General features: G+C 65.7%; 13 protein-coding genes. 7 read left to right on the top strand and 6 right to left on the bottom strand.

The annotated features are described in order from the left end of the window. The first annotated feature begins 79 nt into the window (after window positions 1–79). Window positions 80–943, top strand: coding sequence for a LysR family transcriptional regulator (locus IVB48_RS30535; protein WP_247405946.1), 864 nt, complete (start codon window positions 80–82; stop codon window positions 941–943). Here IVB48_RS30535 and pdeM read toward each other — a convergent pair. The 4 genes from pdeM to IVB48_RS30515 all read right to left on the bottom strand — a co-directional run bounded on the left by pdeM (window position 940) and on the right by IVB48_RS30515 (window position 6,616). Beyond that, window positions 940–1,611 (bottom strand): ligase-associated DNA damage response endonuclease PdeM, encoded by a 672-nt coding sequence (gene pdeM / locus IVB48_RS30530; protein ID WP_247283134.1) that lies wholly within the window; start codon window positions 1,609–1,611, stop codon window positions 940–942. The genes IVB48_RS30535 and pdeM overlap by 4 nt on opposite strands. A gap of 53 nt (window positions 1,612–1,664) precedes the next feature. Then, window positions 1,665–4,241, bottom strand: coding sequence for a ligase-associated DNA damage response DEXH box helicase (locus tag IVB48_RS30525; RefSeq protein ID WP_247405944.1), 2,577 nt, complete (start codon window positions 4,239–4,241; stop codon window positions 1,665–1,667). Between the two features lie 104 nt (window positions 4,242–4,345). After that, complete coding sequence (locus IVB48_RS30520; protein ID WP_247405942.1) at window positions 4,346–5,575, bottom strand: ABC transporter substrate-binding protein; 1,230 nt, start codon at window positions 5,573–5,575, stop codon at window positions 4,346–4,348. Between the two features lie 114 nt (window positions 5,576–5,689). Continuing rightward, on the bottom strand, window positions 5,690–6,616 hold the full coding sequence (locus tag IVB48_RS30515; protein ID WP_247405940.1) for a methyltransferase domain-containing protein: 927 nt from the start codon (window positions 6,614–6,616) through the stop codon (window positions 5,690–5,692). Window positions 6,617–6,682: 66 nt separating this feature from the next. On the opposite strand from IVB48_RS30515, the gene IVB48_RS30510 reads away from it, so the two are divergent. The 5 genes from IVB48_RS30510 to IVB48_RS30490 all read left to right on the top strand — a co-directional run bounded on the left by IVB48_RS30510 (window position 6,683) and on the right by IVB48_RS30490 (window position 11,945). Further along, entirely contained in the window at window positions 6,683–7,720 is a 1,038-nt protein-coding gene (locus IVB48_RS30510; protein WP_247362990.1) for a ligase-associated DNA damage response exonuclease, read from the top strand. After that, the gene (locus IVB48_RS30505; RefSeq protein WP_247362991.1) at window positions 7,717–9,375 is read left to right on the top strand and encodes a cisplatin damage response ATP-dependent DNA ligase; all 1,659 of its coding nucleotides are present in this window, start codon (window positions 7,717–7,719) and stop codon (window positions 9,373–9,375) included. Before IVB48_RS30510 ends, IVB48_RS30505 begins: the two co-directional genes overlap by 4 nt. A gap of 121 nt (window positions 9,376–9,496) precedes the next feature. Next, a complete protein-coding gene (locus IVB48_RS30500; RefSeq protein WP_247362992.1) occupies window positions 9,497–9,799 on the top strand; it encodes a DUF6460 domain-containing protein in 303 nt (100 codons plus the stop codon). 78 nt (window positions 9,800–9,877) lie between these two features. Further along, window positions 9,878–10,612, top strand: coding sequence for an MBL fold metallo-hydrolase (locus IVB48_RS30495; RefSeq protein WP_027570008.1), 735 nt, complete (start codon window positions 9,878–9,880; stop codon window positions 10,610–10,612). A gap of 1 nt (window position 10,613) precedes the next feature. Then, window positions 10,614–11,945, top strand: coding sequence for an MATE family efflux transporter (locus IVB48_RS30490; protein ID WP_247405937.1), 1,332 nt, complete (start codon window positions 10,614–10,616; stop codon window positions 11,943–11,945). A 100-nt stretch (window positions 11,946–12,045) separates the two neighbouring features. On the opposite strand, the gene IVB48_RS30485 is transcribed toward IVB48_RS30490, so the two are convergent. Both IVB48_RS30485 and IVB48_RS30480 read right to left on the bottom strand, forming a co-directional pair. After that, window positions 12,046–13,143: a quinone-dependent dihydroorotate dehydrogenase gene (locus tag IVB48_RS30485; RefSeq protein WP_247405935.1), complete on the bottom strand. Its 1,098-nt coding sequence runs from the start codon at window positions 13,141–13,143 to the stop codon at window positions 12,046–12,048. After that, on the bottom strand, window positions 13,140–13,484 hold the full coding sequence (locus IVB48_RS30480) for a DUF952 domain-containing protein (RefSeq protein ID WP_247405932.1): 345 nt from the start codon (window positions 13,482–13,484) through the stop codon (window positions 13,140–13,142). Before IVB48_RS30480 ends, IVB48_RS30485 begins: the two co-directional genes overlap by 4 nt. Window positions 13,485–13,773: 289 nt before the next feature. On the opposite strand from IVB48_RS30480, the gene IVB48_RS30475 reads away from it, so the two are divergent. Beyond that, window positions 13,774–14,427: a helix-turn-helix transcriptional regulator gene (locus tag IVB48_RS30475; protein WP_247405930.1), complete on the top strand. Its 654-nt coding sequence runs from the start codon at window positions 13,774–13,776 to the stop codon at window positions 14,425–14,427. Window positions 14,428–14,548: the final 121 nt, after the last annotated feature.

The following is a 14,548-nucleotide window of genomic DNA, read 5'->3' as shown; positions in this document are numbered from 1 at the left end:
TCGATCTAGAGAGCCCGCTTGCCATTTGGAAATTAAATGATTAACTACCGATCAGTGGATTTTCGAATGGAGGCCGTCCATGCTCGATCTGGAGCTCCTGCGCAGCTTCGTCTCGGTGGTCGATGCCGGCGGCTTCACCCGCGCCGGCGAGCGCGTCCATCGCACCCAATCGACCGTCAGCCAGCAGATCAAGCGGCTGGAGGAGGATGTCGGCCAGGTGCTGCTGCATCGCGACGGCAAGGACGTGCGCCCGACCGAAGCCGGCGAGCGGCTGCTGTCCTATGCGCGGCGGTTGTTGTCGCTTGCGGAAGAGGCGCGCGACGTGCTGCGCGAGCCCGACGGCGAAGGCGCGATCCGGCTCGGCATTCCCGAGGATTTCGCGGCGTATCGGCTGGCGAAGCTGCTCGGCGCCTTCTCGCGCTCGCATCCGGGTCTGCGGCTCGATGTGCGCGCCGACCAGAGCAAGCATCTGGCGCGCGATCTCGATCGCGGCGAACTGGATCTGGCGCTGTTCAAGCGCGCGGCCGGTGAGAAGGGCGCCATTGCGGTGTGGCCGGAGCAGGTGCACTGGGTCACCAGCAAGAGCCATCCGATCCATGCCGATGTCGCCTCGGTGCCGCTGATCGGCTTTCCGCTCGGCTGCCTCTACCGCGCCGGCGCCATCCACGCGCTGGAAAGCGCGGGCCGCATTTGGCACATGTCCTATACGTCATCGAGCCTCGCCGGCATCCAGGCCGCGGTCGCCGCCGGCATGGGCTTGAGCATCCTGTCGGAGATGGCGATCCAGTCCGACCATCGCGTGCTGACCGCAAAGGACGGCTTTGCGCCAATCAACCGGACGGAAGTCGCGTTGATGGCCGCGCCGGGCGCAAGTCCCGCGACGCTGCGGCTCGCCGATCGGCTGGCTGAGTTCTGCGACGATGTGCAGGCGAAGGCGGCTTAACTGCACCGTGACGCGGCGATCGCGTGGACGCGGCGGTCGCCGAGCAAATGCGCGACAAAACCGTTCTTTGGAAAGATCTTTGCAAACGCCGCGTCGCGGATGCTGAGGCCGCCGGCATAGGCGCCGAAGGCGGGCATCACGGCGCGCATCCCGTCGCAGGCGAAGCAGCGGCGCTCCATCGAACGGCCGCGCGCGGAGACGCGAGCCTTGGGATGAAGATGGCCGGCGATCTCGCCGCTCGCGCCGGTCGGTTCGTGGCGGAAGGTGATCGCGCCGATCGCGACTTCGTCGGCGACGGTGCCGCCGAGATCACGCGGCAGCGCCGGATCGTGATTGCCTGAGATCCAGATCCAGTCACGGCCGGCCTGCATGGCGGCGACCGCGTCGCGATCCTCCGCCGACAGCCGTCCATGCGCGGTGCGATCGTGAAAACTGTCGCCGAGCGCAATGACGATTCGCGGATCATGGCGGGAGATGACAGCAGCGAGACGACTGAGCGTCGCGATGGTGTCGTAAGGCGGCAGCAGCACGCCGCGCATGGCGAAGCTGGAACCTTTTTCCAGATGCAGATCGGAGACGACGAGCAGGCGCTGCTCTTCCCAGAACAGCGCGCCGGAAAGATCGGCCGCGAACGTCACGCTGCTGATGCTGACATTCGAAACGCGCATGTCCTCGATATCCCCTGAACCCAGCGCGCCTGCCGTCACGTCAAAACCTGCTGTTATCCCATCGCCTCTTTGACCAGCTCGTCGGCGGCTTCGGCCAGGAGCTCGTCTCCAGCTTCGCCATAGACTGACTCGCGGCCGATTTCCAGCATCACGGGGACGGCGAGCGGGGAGACACGGTCGAGTTCCCGATGCGTGATGCGGCCCTGGATGCGGGTGAGCATGTCGCTGAGGCGGCGCAGATCGAGCAGGCCGGTGGCGGCATCGGCCCGTGCGGCACGCAATAGCACGTGATCGGCCTGGTGCTTGCGCAAGACATCGTAGACGAGATCGGTCGAGAACAGCACCTGGCGACGGCTCTTCTCCTCGCCAGTGTGCCGGCGCGCGATCAGGCCGGAGATGATCGCGCAATTGCGGAACGTGCGCTTCATCAGCGCGGATTCGGCAAGCCAGGCTTCGAGATCGTCGCCGAGCATGTCGGGATCGAACAGCGCGTCGAGGTCGATCCTGCCGTCCCGGATCATGAAGGACAGGTCGCCGAGCGCCCAGACCGCGATCGCATATTCGTTGGCGACGAAACCGAGCGGCCGGGCGCGGGCGCGCTCCAGCCGCCGAGTCAACAGCATGCCGAGCGTCTGGTGCGCGAGACGGCCTTCGAAGGGGTAGCAGACGATGTAATGCTTGTTGGCACGGGGAAAACTCTCGACCAGCAGCTCGCGCACTTCAGGCACGCGCGAGACATCCTTCTGCAACGACAGCCAATCGCGCACCTGCTCCGGCAAGGCGCCCCACGCGCGCCCGTCATCGAGCAGGCGGCGGACCCGTTCGGCAAGGTAGGTCGACAGCGGAAACTTGCCGCCCATATAGGACGGCACTTTCGGGTCCTTGTCGTTGGCGCGCGAGACATAGACCTGGTCCTCGACCAGGGTTTCGTACCGCACCACCTCGCCTGAGAACACGAAAGTGTCGCCGGGGCTGAGGCCCTCGATGAAGGCCTCCTCGATCTCGCCGAGCAGCCTGCCACCGCGCGCGATCACGCCCGTCGAGCCGCCTGCCTTGCCTTGGCCGCCGCCGCGCGAGCGCACCAGCCGCACCTTCAGCATGTCGTCCTCGACGATGGTGCCGACATTCATCCGGTAGCTCTGCCGCACCTTGGGATTGGCGACGCGCCAGCGCCCCTCCTTGTCCTGCTTGATGCGGGCGAAGCGCTCATAGGTCTTCAGCGCGTAGCCGCCGGAGGCGACGAAATCGACCACGTCGTCGAAATCCTGCCACGTGAGATCGGCGTAGGGCGCGGCGGTGCGCACCTCGTCGTAGAGCTCGTCGGAGAAAAACGGTTCGCCGCAGGCGCAGCCGAGCACGTGCTGGGCCAGCACGTCGAGTGCCCCGATCCGCAGCGGCGGCGTGTCCTGCGCATTCTCCGCGATGGCGTCGATCGCGACGCGGCACTCCAGCACCTCGAAGCGGTTCGCGGGCACCAGCACCGCGCGCGAAGCTTCGTCGAGCCGGTGGTTGGCGCGGCCGATGCGCTGCATCAGGCGCGAGGAGCCCTTGGGCGCGCCGATATTGACGACCAGATCGACGTCGCCCCAGTCGACGCCGAGGTCGAGCGAGGAGGTGCAGACCACGCCGCGCAGTTTGCCCGCCGACATCGCATCCTCGACCTTGCGACGTTGCGCGACGTCGAGCGAGCCGTGATGCAGCGCGATGGCGAGGTTGTCGTCGTTCATGCTCCAGAGGTTCTGGAACAGCATCTCGGCCTGGCTGCGGGTGTTGACGAAAACAAGCGTGGTCTTGTTGGCCTTGATCAGCTCGTAGATCTCGGGAAGCGCATGGCGCGCGCTGTGGCCGGCCCAGGGCAGGCGCTCGCGCGTGTCCATCATCTCGACCAGCGGCGGCGCCGCGCCGCCGGCAATGACGATGTCGGCCGCCGCTTCCTTGCCGCCGGGCTGCGGCACCAGGAAGCGCGCCAGCGATTCCGGCTCGGCCACGGTCGCCGACAGGCCGATGGCGCGCATCTGCGGCGCCAATCGCCACAGCCGCGCGAGCCCAAGAGACAGAAGATCACCGCGCTTGGACGTCACCAGCGCATGCAGCTCGTCGAACACGATGCGCTTCAAGGAGGAGAACAGGAACGGCGCGTCGTCGGACGACAGCAGCAGCGCGAGCTGTTCGGGCGTCGTCAGCAGGATATCAGGCGGATAGCGCCGCTGCCGCTGCCGCCGCGATGTTGGCGTGTCGCCGGTGCGGGTCTCGATCTTGATCGGCAGCGCCATCTCGGCGACGGGACGCTCGAGGTTGCGCGCGATATCGACGGCGAGCGCCTTGAGCGGTGAGATGTAGAGGGTGTGCAGGCCGCCGCTGCGTTGCAGGCTGCGGTCGGTGGAGACGACGGATTTCGCTGGAGCTGCGGGCGCGGAACTCAGCTCCACCAGCGTCGGCAAAAAACCGGCCAGCGTCTTGCCGGCGCCGGTCGGCGCGATCAGCAGCGCGGAACGGTCCTCGCGGGCTTTCTCCAGCAGCGCCAATTGATGTTCGCGCGGCGACCAGCCGCGGGCCGCGAACCACGCCTGGAAGCGGTCGGGCAACAGCGTGGCCGGCTGGGCCGATATTTTGCGGATACGGGGAGGCACGGCATGACAGGTAAGCCGTGGGGCGGGGTTCGTCGAGGGGTGGGAGACCTTCCTTACCCTCTCCCCGCTTGCGGGGAGAGGGTAAGATACAGCAGTGCTCGCCTCTACTCCGTCACAGGCTTGTCGGACACGATCCAATCCTTGCCGTTGAAGGTCGAGATGAACAACGTCTTCATCGGGGTGTAGTCGCCGGGCGTGTAGTTGTAATTGACGCCGTCGAGGAAGAACGGCGAATGGAAGCCGTCGAGGGTCGATGCCTGCTTGAGCACGTTTTCGCGCGTGAGCTCATCGCCGCAGCGGCGCAGAATCTCGCCCATGGTCACCGCCTGGCCGTAACCGGCGTAGGCGATGGTGTTGTCGGGATCGACGCTCGGCAAATAGGCTTTCCGCAGCGCGTCGAACGCCATCACGTCCTTATCCGCCTCCCAGGGGCCGGGCCCGGCATCCTTGGAGTAACGGATCGCGACGATGCCGGTCGCATTCTCGAGTCCGGCGGCACTGAGGATCGAGCGGCCGGTGGAGCCGGCCGACAGCAGTTGCAGCGGCTTCCAGCCGAGCTCGGTGACCTTGCGGATCGACTGCGACGAGGCCTTGCCGGTGGAGATGTTGTAGAAGACGTCGGCGCCGGACTTCGAGAGATTGATGAGCTGGGAATCGACGGTCGGATCGGTCAGATCGTAGGTCTGCTCCATGATCACCTTTGCGGCCCCGCCGGCGTCTTCCAAGACTTTCTTGAAGGGCCCGAGGAAGTCGCGGCCAAAATCGTCGTTCTGATAGAGGATGCCGACCTTGGCATTCGGCTTCACGCTGAGGACGTGCCGCGCCAGGATGCGGGCTTCGGTCGGATAGAGCGGCAGGCCCGCCATCGTCCATTTGAACTCTTTCGGATTATTCCACTTGGAGGCGCCGGTGTTGAGCAAAAGCTGCGGCACGCCCTTTGAGTTCAGATATTTGTGCACGGCGGTTTGCGGCGCGGTGCCGAGCGAGCCGTAGAGCGCGAGCACCTCTTCCTGTTCGACCAGGCGCCGCGTCGCCTCGACGCATTTCGGCGCGCTGTAGGCATCGTCCATGGTGAGGAATTTGACCTTGCGTCCGTTGATGCCGCCCTTCTCGTTCAGCATCTGGAAATAGGCTTCGCCGATGCGCCCGAGCACGCCGTAGAGCGAGCCGGGGCCGGAATGCGGCACGGTCTGCCCGATCTTGATCTCGGTGTCGCTGGCCCCCGCATCGTATTTCTTCTCCGCCGCCCAGACGGAGGGCGCGGGCAAGGTGGATGCCGCGATGGTGGCGAGCGCGGCGGCGCTGAAATCGCGCCGCGATGGATTCTTCGTCATTATTCGTTTCTCCCTGGTGCGCGCATTGTGCTGGCATCGCCGCACGGCTCGCAAGTGGGAAGTCACGGCTTTGCGACGCAATGACGCTTAAAGCGCCGCATATAGCGCCTAGACTCAAGTTTTCTCGGCGACCACGACGAGGCCGCGCACCGGCTCGTTGTTCTCGGTGCGTGGCGAAGCCTGCTCCAAAGTGAGGAGCTTGAAGCCGGCCTGCGCCATCGTATCGCGCACATATTCCGCCGAATGGGCATAGCGCAGGCCTTCGCCGAGCACGATGCCGCTGCCGTCATGGGTCTCCAGCGTGAACGCAAGCACGCCGCCGGGCGCGAGCACGCGCCTGGCTTCACTGAGCACCGGGGCGAGATCGGGGAGATAGACGAACGCATCGGCCGCGACGACGAGGTTTGCGCTCCCATCGCTCCTGCTGCGCAGGCCCTCGATCATGTCGGCGACGTCGAGCTCGGCATAGAGGCCGGTGGCGCGCGCCTCCTTGACCATGCCGGGCGACAGATCGATGCCGATGAACTGGTCGACCTGTTTTGCGAAGGCGGCGGCCGCAAGCCCCGTCCCACATCCGAGATCGATGGCGCGCTTGAACAGGGCGGGCTTCTTCGCGGCGACGCGGGCAGCCACCACCGCCTTGAAGATCAACGACGGCGCGCGATAGCCGAGATCGTTGATCAGAACGTGCTCGAAGCGCGGCGCGTATTGATCGAACAAGGCCTGCACATAGGCCTTTGGCATCTCGGACAATTGCGCGTCGCCGAGGCGCATCAGATGCAGATGAGCGCCGTGCTGATCGCTCGGGTCGGACTCGCGCGATTTGCGAAAGGCCGCAATGGCCTTGTCGCGCTCGCCGAGTTGCGCGCAGATTTCGCCGAGCGTGAACCAGGCCGAGGTGAAATTCGGCGCAAGCTCGATGGTCTGCTCCAGCAGATCGGCAGCGGCCGCCAGATCGCCCTTGAGCTGAAGATCGCGCGCGAACTCGAAGCGCCGGTCGGCCATGAGATCGCCGGAAGTCAGGAACAGGCGCAGGGGCATTGGGGAACCAGGAAGCGAAGTGAGCGGGTGACTCGAAGATGCGGGGTCGCGACCTATATAACAGGCATGCGTCCGCAAGACATCCTGCTGCCAGTTGCCGCCGGCCTATGCTGCAAGCCGGGCGGCTTCCATATCGACCCCGTCCGGCCGGTCGAGCGGGCCGTGATCACCCACGGCCATTCCGACCATGCCCGCGCCGGCCACGGCGCGGTGCTGGCGACGCAGGAAACGCTGGACATGATGCGGCTGCGCTATGGCGAGAATTTCGCCGGCTCGACGCAGGCGATCCGCTATGGCGAGGAGATCCGGCTCGGCGACGTCAGCGTGAAGTTTCACCCGGCCGGCCATGTGCTCGGTTCGGCGCAGGTCGCGGTCACCTGCAAGGACACCTGCATCGTCGCCTCCGGCGACTACAAGGATGCACCCGACCCGACCTGCACGCCGTTCGAGCTCGTGCCCTGCGACGTCTTCATCACCGAGGCGACGTTCGGTCTGCCGGTGTTTCGCCATGGCGATGCGGCCGACGAGGTCAAGAAGCTGCTGGCTTCGGTGGCGCTGTTTCCGGAGCGCGCGCATCTCGTCGGCGCCTATTCGCTCGGCAAGGCGCAGCGCGTGATCGCGCTGCTGCGCCAAACCGGCTACGACGCGCCGATCTATCTGCATGGCGCGATGGAGAAGATCACGCATTACTATCAGAGCCGCGGGATCGAGCTCGGCGAGTTGCGGCCGGTGAAGGGGGTGAAGAAGGCGGCGCTCGCCGGCACCATCACGCTGGCGCCGCCCTCTGCGACATCCGATCTCTGGACCCGGCGGTTTCCCGATCCGGTCACGGCATTCGCCTCCGGCTGGATGCGGGTGCGCGCCCGCGCGCGGCAACGCGGCATCGAGCTGCCGCTGGTGATCTCGGATCATGCCGATTGGGACGGCCTCACCGCCACGATCGCGGCGACCGGTGCCGGCGAGATCTGGGTCACCCACGGCCAGGAAGACGCGCTGGTGCATTGGTGCCAAAGCAAGGGCTTGCGGGCGCGGCCGCTCGATCTGGTCGGCTATGGCGACGAGGAGGAGACCGAGACCCCGCTCGCTGACGAGGCCGAAGCATGAACCGCTTCGCCGAACTGCTCGACCGCCTCGCCTACGAGCCCGGCCGCAACAACAAGCTGCGCCTGATCACCAGCTATTTTCGCGAGGTCGCCGATCCCGACCGCGGCTACGCGCTGGCCGCGCTGACCGGTGCGCTCAGCTTCAAGCACGCCAAGCCCGCATTGATCCGCGACCTGATCGCCTCGCGCACCGATCCGGTGCTGTTCGGGCTGAGTTACGATTATGTCGGCGATCTCTCCGAGACGGTGGCGCTGATGTGGCCGAAGGCCATGGGTGTCCACAACAACCCGCCACCCCCAACCCTCACCGAGGTCGTCACCACGCTGCGCACGCTCGGCAAGACCGAGCTGCCAAAACAGCTCGAGCGCTGGCTCGACGAGCTGGACGAGACCGGCCGCTGGGCGCTGTTGAAGCTCGTCACCGGCGCGTTGCGCATCGGCATCTCCGCGCGCCTGGCCAAGACTGCGGCCGCGGCACTCGGCGACAAGGACCCGCATGAGGTCGAGCTGATCTGGCCCGGTCTCGCGCCGCCCTATCTCGACCTGTTCGCCTGGCTGGAAGGCCGCGGCGACAAGCCGGTCAATCGCGATCCCGCCCCGTTCCGCCCCGTGATGCTGGCGCATGCGATCGAGGACACCGATTTCGCCGCGCTCGATCCCGCCGACTACATCGCCGAATGGAAATGGGACGGCATCCGCGTGCAGGCGGTCGCCGGCCGCGACGAGCACGGCCAGATCACCGCGCGGCTCTATTCGCGCACCGGCGAGGACATCACCGGAAGCTTTCCGGATCTCGTGCCATCGTTGCGGCTACCCGGCGCCATTGACGGCGAGCTTCTGATTCTGCGCGAAGGGCGCGTGCAGAGTTTCAATGTTCTGCAACAGCGGCTCAACCGCAAGGTCGTGTCTCCGAAGCTGATCAAGGAGTTTCCAATTCATCTGCGCGCCTACGATCTGCTCGGGGACGACGAGAATGATCTGCGCGAGCTGCCGTTCGCGGAGCGCCGCGAGCGACTGGAGACCTTCATCGGCAAGCTCGACGATTCCCGCATCGATCTCTCGCCCACCGTGCCCTTCGCAAGCTGGGAGGCGCTGACCGCCGCACGCGCCGATCCCGCCAGCGCCGGTGCGGGCGAAGACGCGGACGCCGTCGAAGGCGTGATGCTGAAGCGGCGCGATGCCCCCTATCTGCCGGGACGGCCGAAGGGACAGTGGTGGAAGTGGAAGCGCGATCCGCACATCATCGACGCCGTGCTGATGTATGCGCAGCGCGGCCACGGCAAACGCTCGTCCTACTATTCCGACTACACCTTCGGTGTCTGGACCGCAGGCGCGGGCGGTGACGAGCTGGTGCCGGTCGGGAAAGCCTATTTCGGCTTCACTGACGAGGAGCTGCTCCAGATCGACCGCTTCGTGCGTCGCAATACAACCGAAAAATTCGGTCCCGTCCGCCACGTCGTGCACGAGCCGGACAAAGGCCTGGTGCTGGAGGTCGCCTTCGAGGGGCTGCAGCGCTCACCACGGCACAAATCCGGCGTCGCGATGCGCTTTCCCCGCATCAGCCGCTTGCGCTGGGACAAGCCGCCGCGGGAGGCCGACCGGCTGGAAACGCTGGAAAAGATGCTGAAAGCGGAGGCGGCGGAGATTGAGGCTTAAGAAGCCCCGGGCGTGTGCTTGCCCGAATTAAAATCCCGTAAGCCGATTGACGCCCCCTCACGGGTTCCCCATGTCCACCGCCTTGCCCTATGATAGGGTCGAATCCCCTGAGGAGTTTGAGATGGCCCACGACGTCAGAGATTTGCCGGCCGGCCGCAGTGATGGCCTGAACCGCTTTCTCGGCGGCTCGCCGCTGGCGGTCGCGTTTCGCCTGGTGCTGCTCTCGATCCTGGTCGGCGTCGTGCTGGCGACGATCGGCTTCGATCCCTGGAATATTCTCTACAGCATTCGTCTCTTGTTCCAGCGGTTGTGGGATCTCGGCTTCGATACCGTGAACTGGCTGTGGCGCTACTTCCTGCTCGGCGCTGTCATCGTGATCCCGATCTGGCTGCTGATGCGCGTTTTCGGCGCGCCGCGCAGGTAGGCCGTTAGTTTTGAGCATGATCTTGTCGGAAAACCGCTTCACACTTTTCCGGATCATGCTCTAGGGAGCTCGCAGCCGATGCAATTGCGCTTTGTCGGCTGCGGCGACGCCTTCGGATCGGGGGGCAGGCTCAACACCTGCTTCCACGTCTCGGGGCGCGAAGCCAACTTCCTGATCGATTGTGGCGCGTCGGCTTTGCCGGCGCTGAAGCGGCTTGAGATCGACTGCAATGAGATCGATCTCATCCTGATCACGCATTTCCACGGCGACCATTTTGCGGGGCTGCCGTTTGTTCTGCTCGACGCGCAATTCTCGCGGCGGACGCGGCCGCTCACGATCGCCGGCCCCAAAGGCATCGAGACGCGGCTGCGTGCAGTGATGGAGGCTCTGTTCGAGCACTCCTCGAAGACGAAACAGCGCTTCGAGCTGTCGGTCGTCGAGCTCGCGCCCGAGCAGAGCCAAAGCTTCGGCGCGGTGACGGTGACGCCCTACCCCGTCGTGCACGGTGAATCCGGCGGACCGTTCCTCGCTTATCGCGTCGAAGCGGAAGGCCGCACGCTGGCCTACAGCGCCGATACCGAATGGACGGAGACGCTCATTCCGTTGGCGCATGGCGCGGACCTTTTCATCGCCGAGGCCTATATGTACGAGAAGGTGGTCAAGAATCACCTCAGCCTGAAGACCTTGGAACAGCACCTTCCCGAAATCGGCGCAAAACGGCTCGTGCTCACCCATATGAGCGAAGACGTGCTGTCGCGCCTCGACGACATCGCCCATCTCGCCGCCGAAGACGGCATGGTGCTCGTGTTCTGACATGCACGCACCCGTTCACGTGAAGATCGGTTCCCGTCAGGTCTTCGCCATCGCAGGACCTGCGATGGTCGCGAACCTCACCACGCCGCTGATCGGCGTGGTCTCGACCACCGCGATCGGACGGCTGGACGATGCCGCGCTGCTCGGCGGCGTCGCCATCGCGTCCGTCATCTTCGATTGCCTGTTCTGGCTATTCGGCTTCCTTCGCATGAGCACGCTCGCCTTCACGGCGCAGGCGCTCGGCGCCGGCGAGACGCGCGAGCTGACCGCGATTCTGGTGCGCGGCTTCATCGTCGCGGGCCTGATCGGCATAGCCCTGATCGCGCTGCAACTGCCGCTGGCCGCCGTGCTGTTCGACCTGATGGGCGGCAGCGAAGGCGTTACGCGCGCGGCGAAAACCTATTTCGTGATCCGGATCTGGTCGGCGCCACTGGCGCTCGCCAATTATGTCATCCTCGGCTGGCTGGTCGGCCAGGCCCGCGCCAATCCGGCGCTCGCGCTCCAGGTCGTCATCAATCTCGTCAACGCGGCGGCGACGATCCTGCTGGTGCTGGTCTACGACACCGGCATCGCGGGTGCTGCGATCGCCGCACTGCTGTCTGAAGCGGTCGGATTCGGGCTCGGCATGATGGTCTGCCGCCGCTATGCGGACGGCGGGTTCGCGGTGCCATACGCAGAGCTGTTCGACCGGACCAAGCTGATGCGGCTGCTGGCGGTGAATTCCGACATCCTGATCCGCACCGCGGCACTGATCGCCGTGTTCCTGTTTTTCACCGCCAAGGGCGCACGGGCCGGCGACGTCACGCTAGCCGCCAACTCCGTGCTCAACAATTTTCTGCTGGTCAGCGCCTTCTTCCTCGACGGTCTAGCGAACGCAGCCCAGCAGCTTTGCGGCCGTACGCTCGGCGCACGCGACGCGAGGGGATTTGCGGATTCGACCCGGCTGGTGCTGCTATGGGGCCTCGGCTTCGCGCTGGTCGTGTCCGCGCTGTTCGCGCTGCTCGGGCCGAATTTGATCGATTTCATGACGGCGAGCGAAAGCGTCCGTCGCGGCGCGCGGGAATTCCTGCCGTTCGTCGTGCTCGCGCCCATTCCCGGCGTGTTCGCCTTCGGCTTCGACGGCATCTATATCGGCGCGACCTGGGCGCGCGAGATGCGCAATCTGATGCTGGCCTCGCTCGCGATCTTCCTCGCCACATGGTGGGCGCTGCAATCGTTCGGCAATGCCGGGCTGTGGAGCGCGCTGATCGCCTCCTACGTCTCGCGCGGCGGCTTGCAGGCCGCGCGCTATCCGGCGCTGTACAGGAAGACGTTTTCGAAGCAGTCGCTGTAACGCGTAGCCCGGATGGAGCGAAAGCGTAATCCGGGGCCTTCGCGTCCGCGGATCGAATCCCGGATTGCGCTTCGCTCCATCCGGGCTACGCGGCGAAGAGCTACATCCCCGGCCAGGCTTCCGCCGTCAACGTGGCGGCGTCGGAGCCGACGATCTCGGAGAGAGAATCCCGCCCGGTGCGCAATAGGGTCGAGGTGAGGTCGCGCTTGATCTCGTCGACGAGGCCTAGGCCCTTGTAGACCAGCGACGAATAGAGCTGGATCAGGCTTGCGCCGGCGCGGATCTTCGTCAGCGCGGCGCCGCCCGAATCCACGCCGCCGACGCCGATCAGGGGGAATGCGCCCTCGACGCGCACATAGGTCTCGGCGACCATCCGCGTCGACAGCCGGAACAGCGGCCGGCCGGACAGGCCGCCCTGCTCCTTGGCGCGCATCTCCTCGCGCAGCGTGCTCGGCCGCGCGATGGTGGTGTTCGACACGATCATGCCGTCGACCCGGCGCGAGCGCGCGACCTGCACGACGTCGTCGAGCTGGGCGAGGCTCAGATCCGGCGCGATCTTGAGCAGCACCGGCGTGTCGCCGGCGCTCTCGCGCACCCGCTGGCGCGCGTCGATCACCCTGGCGAGCAGATCGTCGAGCAGCGCGCCTTCCTGCAAATTGCGCAGGCCCGGCGTGTTCGGCGAGGAGACGTTGACGGTGAAATAGCTCGCGACCGGCGCAAAGGTCTCGATCAGCTTGACGTAGTCATTGACGCGATCGGGCGAATCCTTGTTGGCGCCGACATTGACGCCGACGATGCCGCCGTGCTGCGCGCGCGCCGCGAGCCGGCGCAGGGCGGTCTCCGCGCCGTCATTGTTGAAGCCCATGCGGTTGATCACGGCCTCGTCGCGCTCCAGACGAAACAGCCGCGGCCGCGGATTGCCGCTTTGCGGTTTCGGCGTCACCGAGCCGATCTCGACGAAGCCGAAGCCGAGCCGCAGCAGCGCATCCGGCACTTCGGCGCTCTTGTCGAAGCCCGCGGCCATGCCGATCGGATTGGGGAAGTTGAGCCCAAAGGCACGTACCGCGAGCTTGGGATCGTCAGCGTGCGGCTTGCCCGGCGGCAGGAAGCGCAGGCCCTGGATCGCGAGGCGATGCGCATCCTCCGGATCGAGCCAACGCAACACCGGCAGCGAGAGAGCGTCGAAAGCGCGGATCACGGGGCAAGCTCCGGAACGTCGTGGCCACCGTCGGAGCGCGTGTTGAGGTTCATCACGGCCATCACAGCGCCGAGATCGAGCTCGCCATAGAGATGCGGAAACAGCTCCTCATTGCGCGAACGCTCCCAGCGCAATGCGCTGCCGAGCGCATCGCCGTCGACCTCGACCAGGAACAGCGCGCGCTGCCCGACATAATGCTTCTGCAGGGTCTCGGGAACCTGGGATGCGGTCGAGAAATGGATGAATCCGTCGCGCGAATCGTCCGCGCTGCCGCGGTAGACACCCTGCCGTTCCGCCTCACGCCAGGCCGAGGCCGGACAGATTTTGTAGATCTTGACCACCGCCTACGCAGTCCTGTTTGCTCGTTGAGTCTTTTGGGGTTTTTGGGTCGTGCGGGTCCCTGAAACCCGGGCGCGACCGTAATGGCCGCCCCCTCCGAACTCAAGACTTAGAGCCATTCCGGTCCGATGAAATCGAAGCGGGGCTCCAAATTCCTGTTTTGACGCGTTTCCCGGCGCGAACCGGTATCCACTTGGCTCGACAACACGCTCACCGCGCCCCTTGCACGAAAAGCGGAAAACCGATTGATTTGAGGATAGTTTTCCTGAGTTGCGACGGGCTGGACCTTCCATGGTCAGACAGGCCAAAGCGCAGAGGATGCTCACCCACGACCAGATCTGGGGCGCGCTGGATCGGCTGGCGGAGCGTGCCGGCCTGTCACCGTCGGGCCTTGCCAAGCGCGCCGGGCTCGATCCCACCACCTTCAACAAGTCCAAGCGCGTCACCTCCGACGGCCGCGAGCGCTGGCCCTCGACCGAATCGATCGCGAAAGCGCTGGCGGCGGCAGATTCCTCGATCGACACCTTTGCCAGGCTGGTCGGCGACGAGACGGGCGGCGGCCGCTCGGTGCCGCTGCTCGGCTTCGCGCTGGCGAGCGCGAGCGGCGCCTTCGACGAGTCCGGCTTTCCCATCGGCAAGAGCTGGACCGAGTTTGCGCTTCCCACCGCCGAAGACAGCCACAGCTTCGCGCTGCAGATTTCCGGCGAAGCGCTACAGCCCGCCTATCGCGACGGCGACGTCATCCTGGTCTCACCCGGCACACCGGTCCGCAAAGGCGATCGCGTGGTGGTGAAGACCAAAGCGGGCGAGGTCACGGTGGCAACGCTGAAGCGCCGCACAGCAAAGGTTCTGGATTTGCAGCCGCTCGATCCGCCACAGCCCGAGCGGACGATGGCAGCGAGCGAGGTTGCGTGGATCGCAAGGATCGTGTGGGCGAGCCAGTGAGGGGTGCTCCGCTGTCATTCCCCGCGAAAGCGGGGAATCCAGTACGCCGCGGCGTCTCGGTTCAGCACGGCGGTCTCTGGAATACTGGATCGTCCGCCTTCGCGGACGATGACGGTGAGTG

It is taken from the genome of Bradyrhizobium sp. 76, from assembly GCF_023073025.1.
In the GTDB taxonomy this organism is placed as follows: Bacteria; Pseudomonadota; Alphaproteobacteria; order Rhizobiales; family Xanthobacteraceae; genus Bradyrhizobium.
The sequence above is the reverse complement of the archived record's forward strand: the minus strand, read 5'-3'. Positions and strand labels throughout refer to the sequence as shown.

Bases quoted from the DNA above. Each gene is read 5' to 3' on its own strand.
- pdeM (WP_247283134.1), bottom strand. From the start codon at position 1,611: ATGCGCGTTTCGAATGTCAGCATCAGCAGCGTGACGTTCGCGGCCGAT.
- IVB48_RS30500 (WP_247362992.1), top strand. From the start codon at position 9,497: ATGGCCCACGACGTCAGAGATTTGCCGGCCGGCCGCAGTGATGGCCTG.
- IVB48_RS30520 (WP_247405942.1), bottom strand. From the start codon at position 5,575: ATGACGAAGAATCCATCGCGGCGCGATTTCAGCGCCGCCGCGCTCGCC.
- IVB48_RS30505 (WP_247362991.1), top strand. From the start codon at position 7,717: ATGAACCGCTTCGCCGAACTGCTCGACCGCCTCGCCTACGAGCCCGGC.
- IVB48_RS30490 (WP_247405937.1), top strand. From the start codon at position 10,614: ATGCACGCACCCGTTCACGTGAAGATCGGTTCCCGTCAGGTCTTCGCC.
- IVB48_RS30510 (WP_247362990.1), top strand. From the start codon at position 6,683: ATGCGTCCGCAAGACATCCTGCTGCCAGTTGCCGCCGGCCTATGCTGC.
- IVB48_RS30515 (WP_247405940.1), bottom strand. From the start codon at position 6,616: ATGCCCCTGCGCCTGTTCCTGACTTCCGGCGATCTCATGGCCGACCGG.
- IVB48_RS30535 (WP_247405946.1), top strand. From the start codon at position 80: ATGCTCGATCTGGAGCTCCTGCGCAGCTTCGTCTCGGTGGTCGATGCC.
- IVB48_RS30495 (WP_027570008.1), top strand. From the start codon at position 9,878: ATGCAATTGCGCTTTGTCGGCTGCGGCGACGCCTTCGGATCGGGGGGC.
- IVB48_RS30475 (WP_247405930.1), top strand. From the start codon at position 13,774: ATGGTCAGACAGGCCAAAGCGCAGAGGATGCTCACCCACGACCAGATC.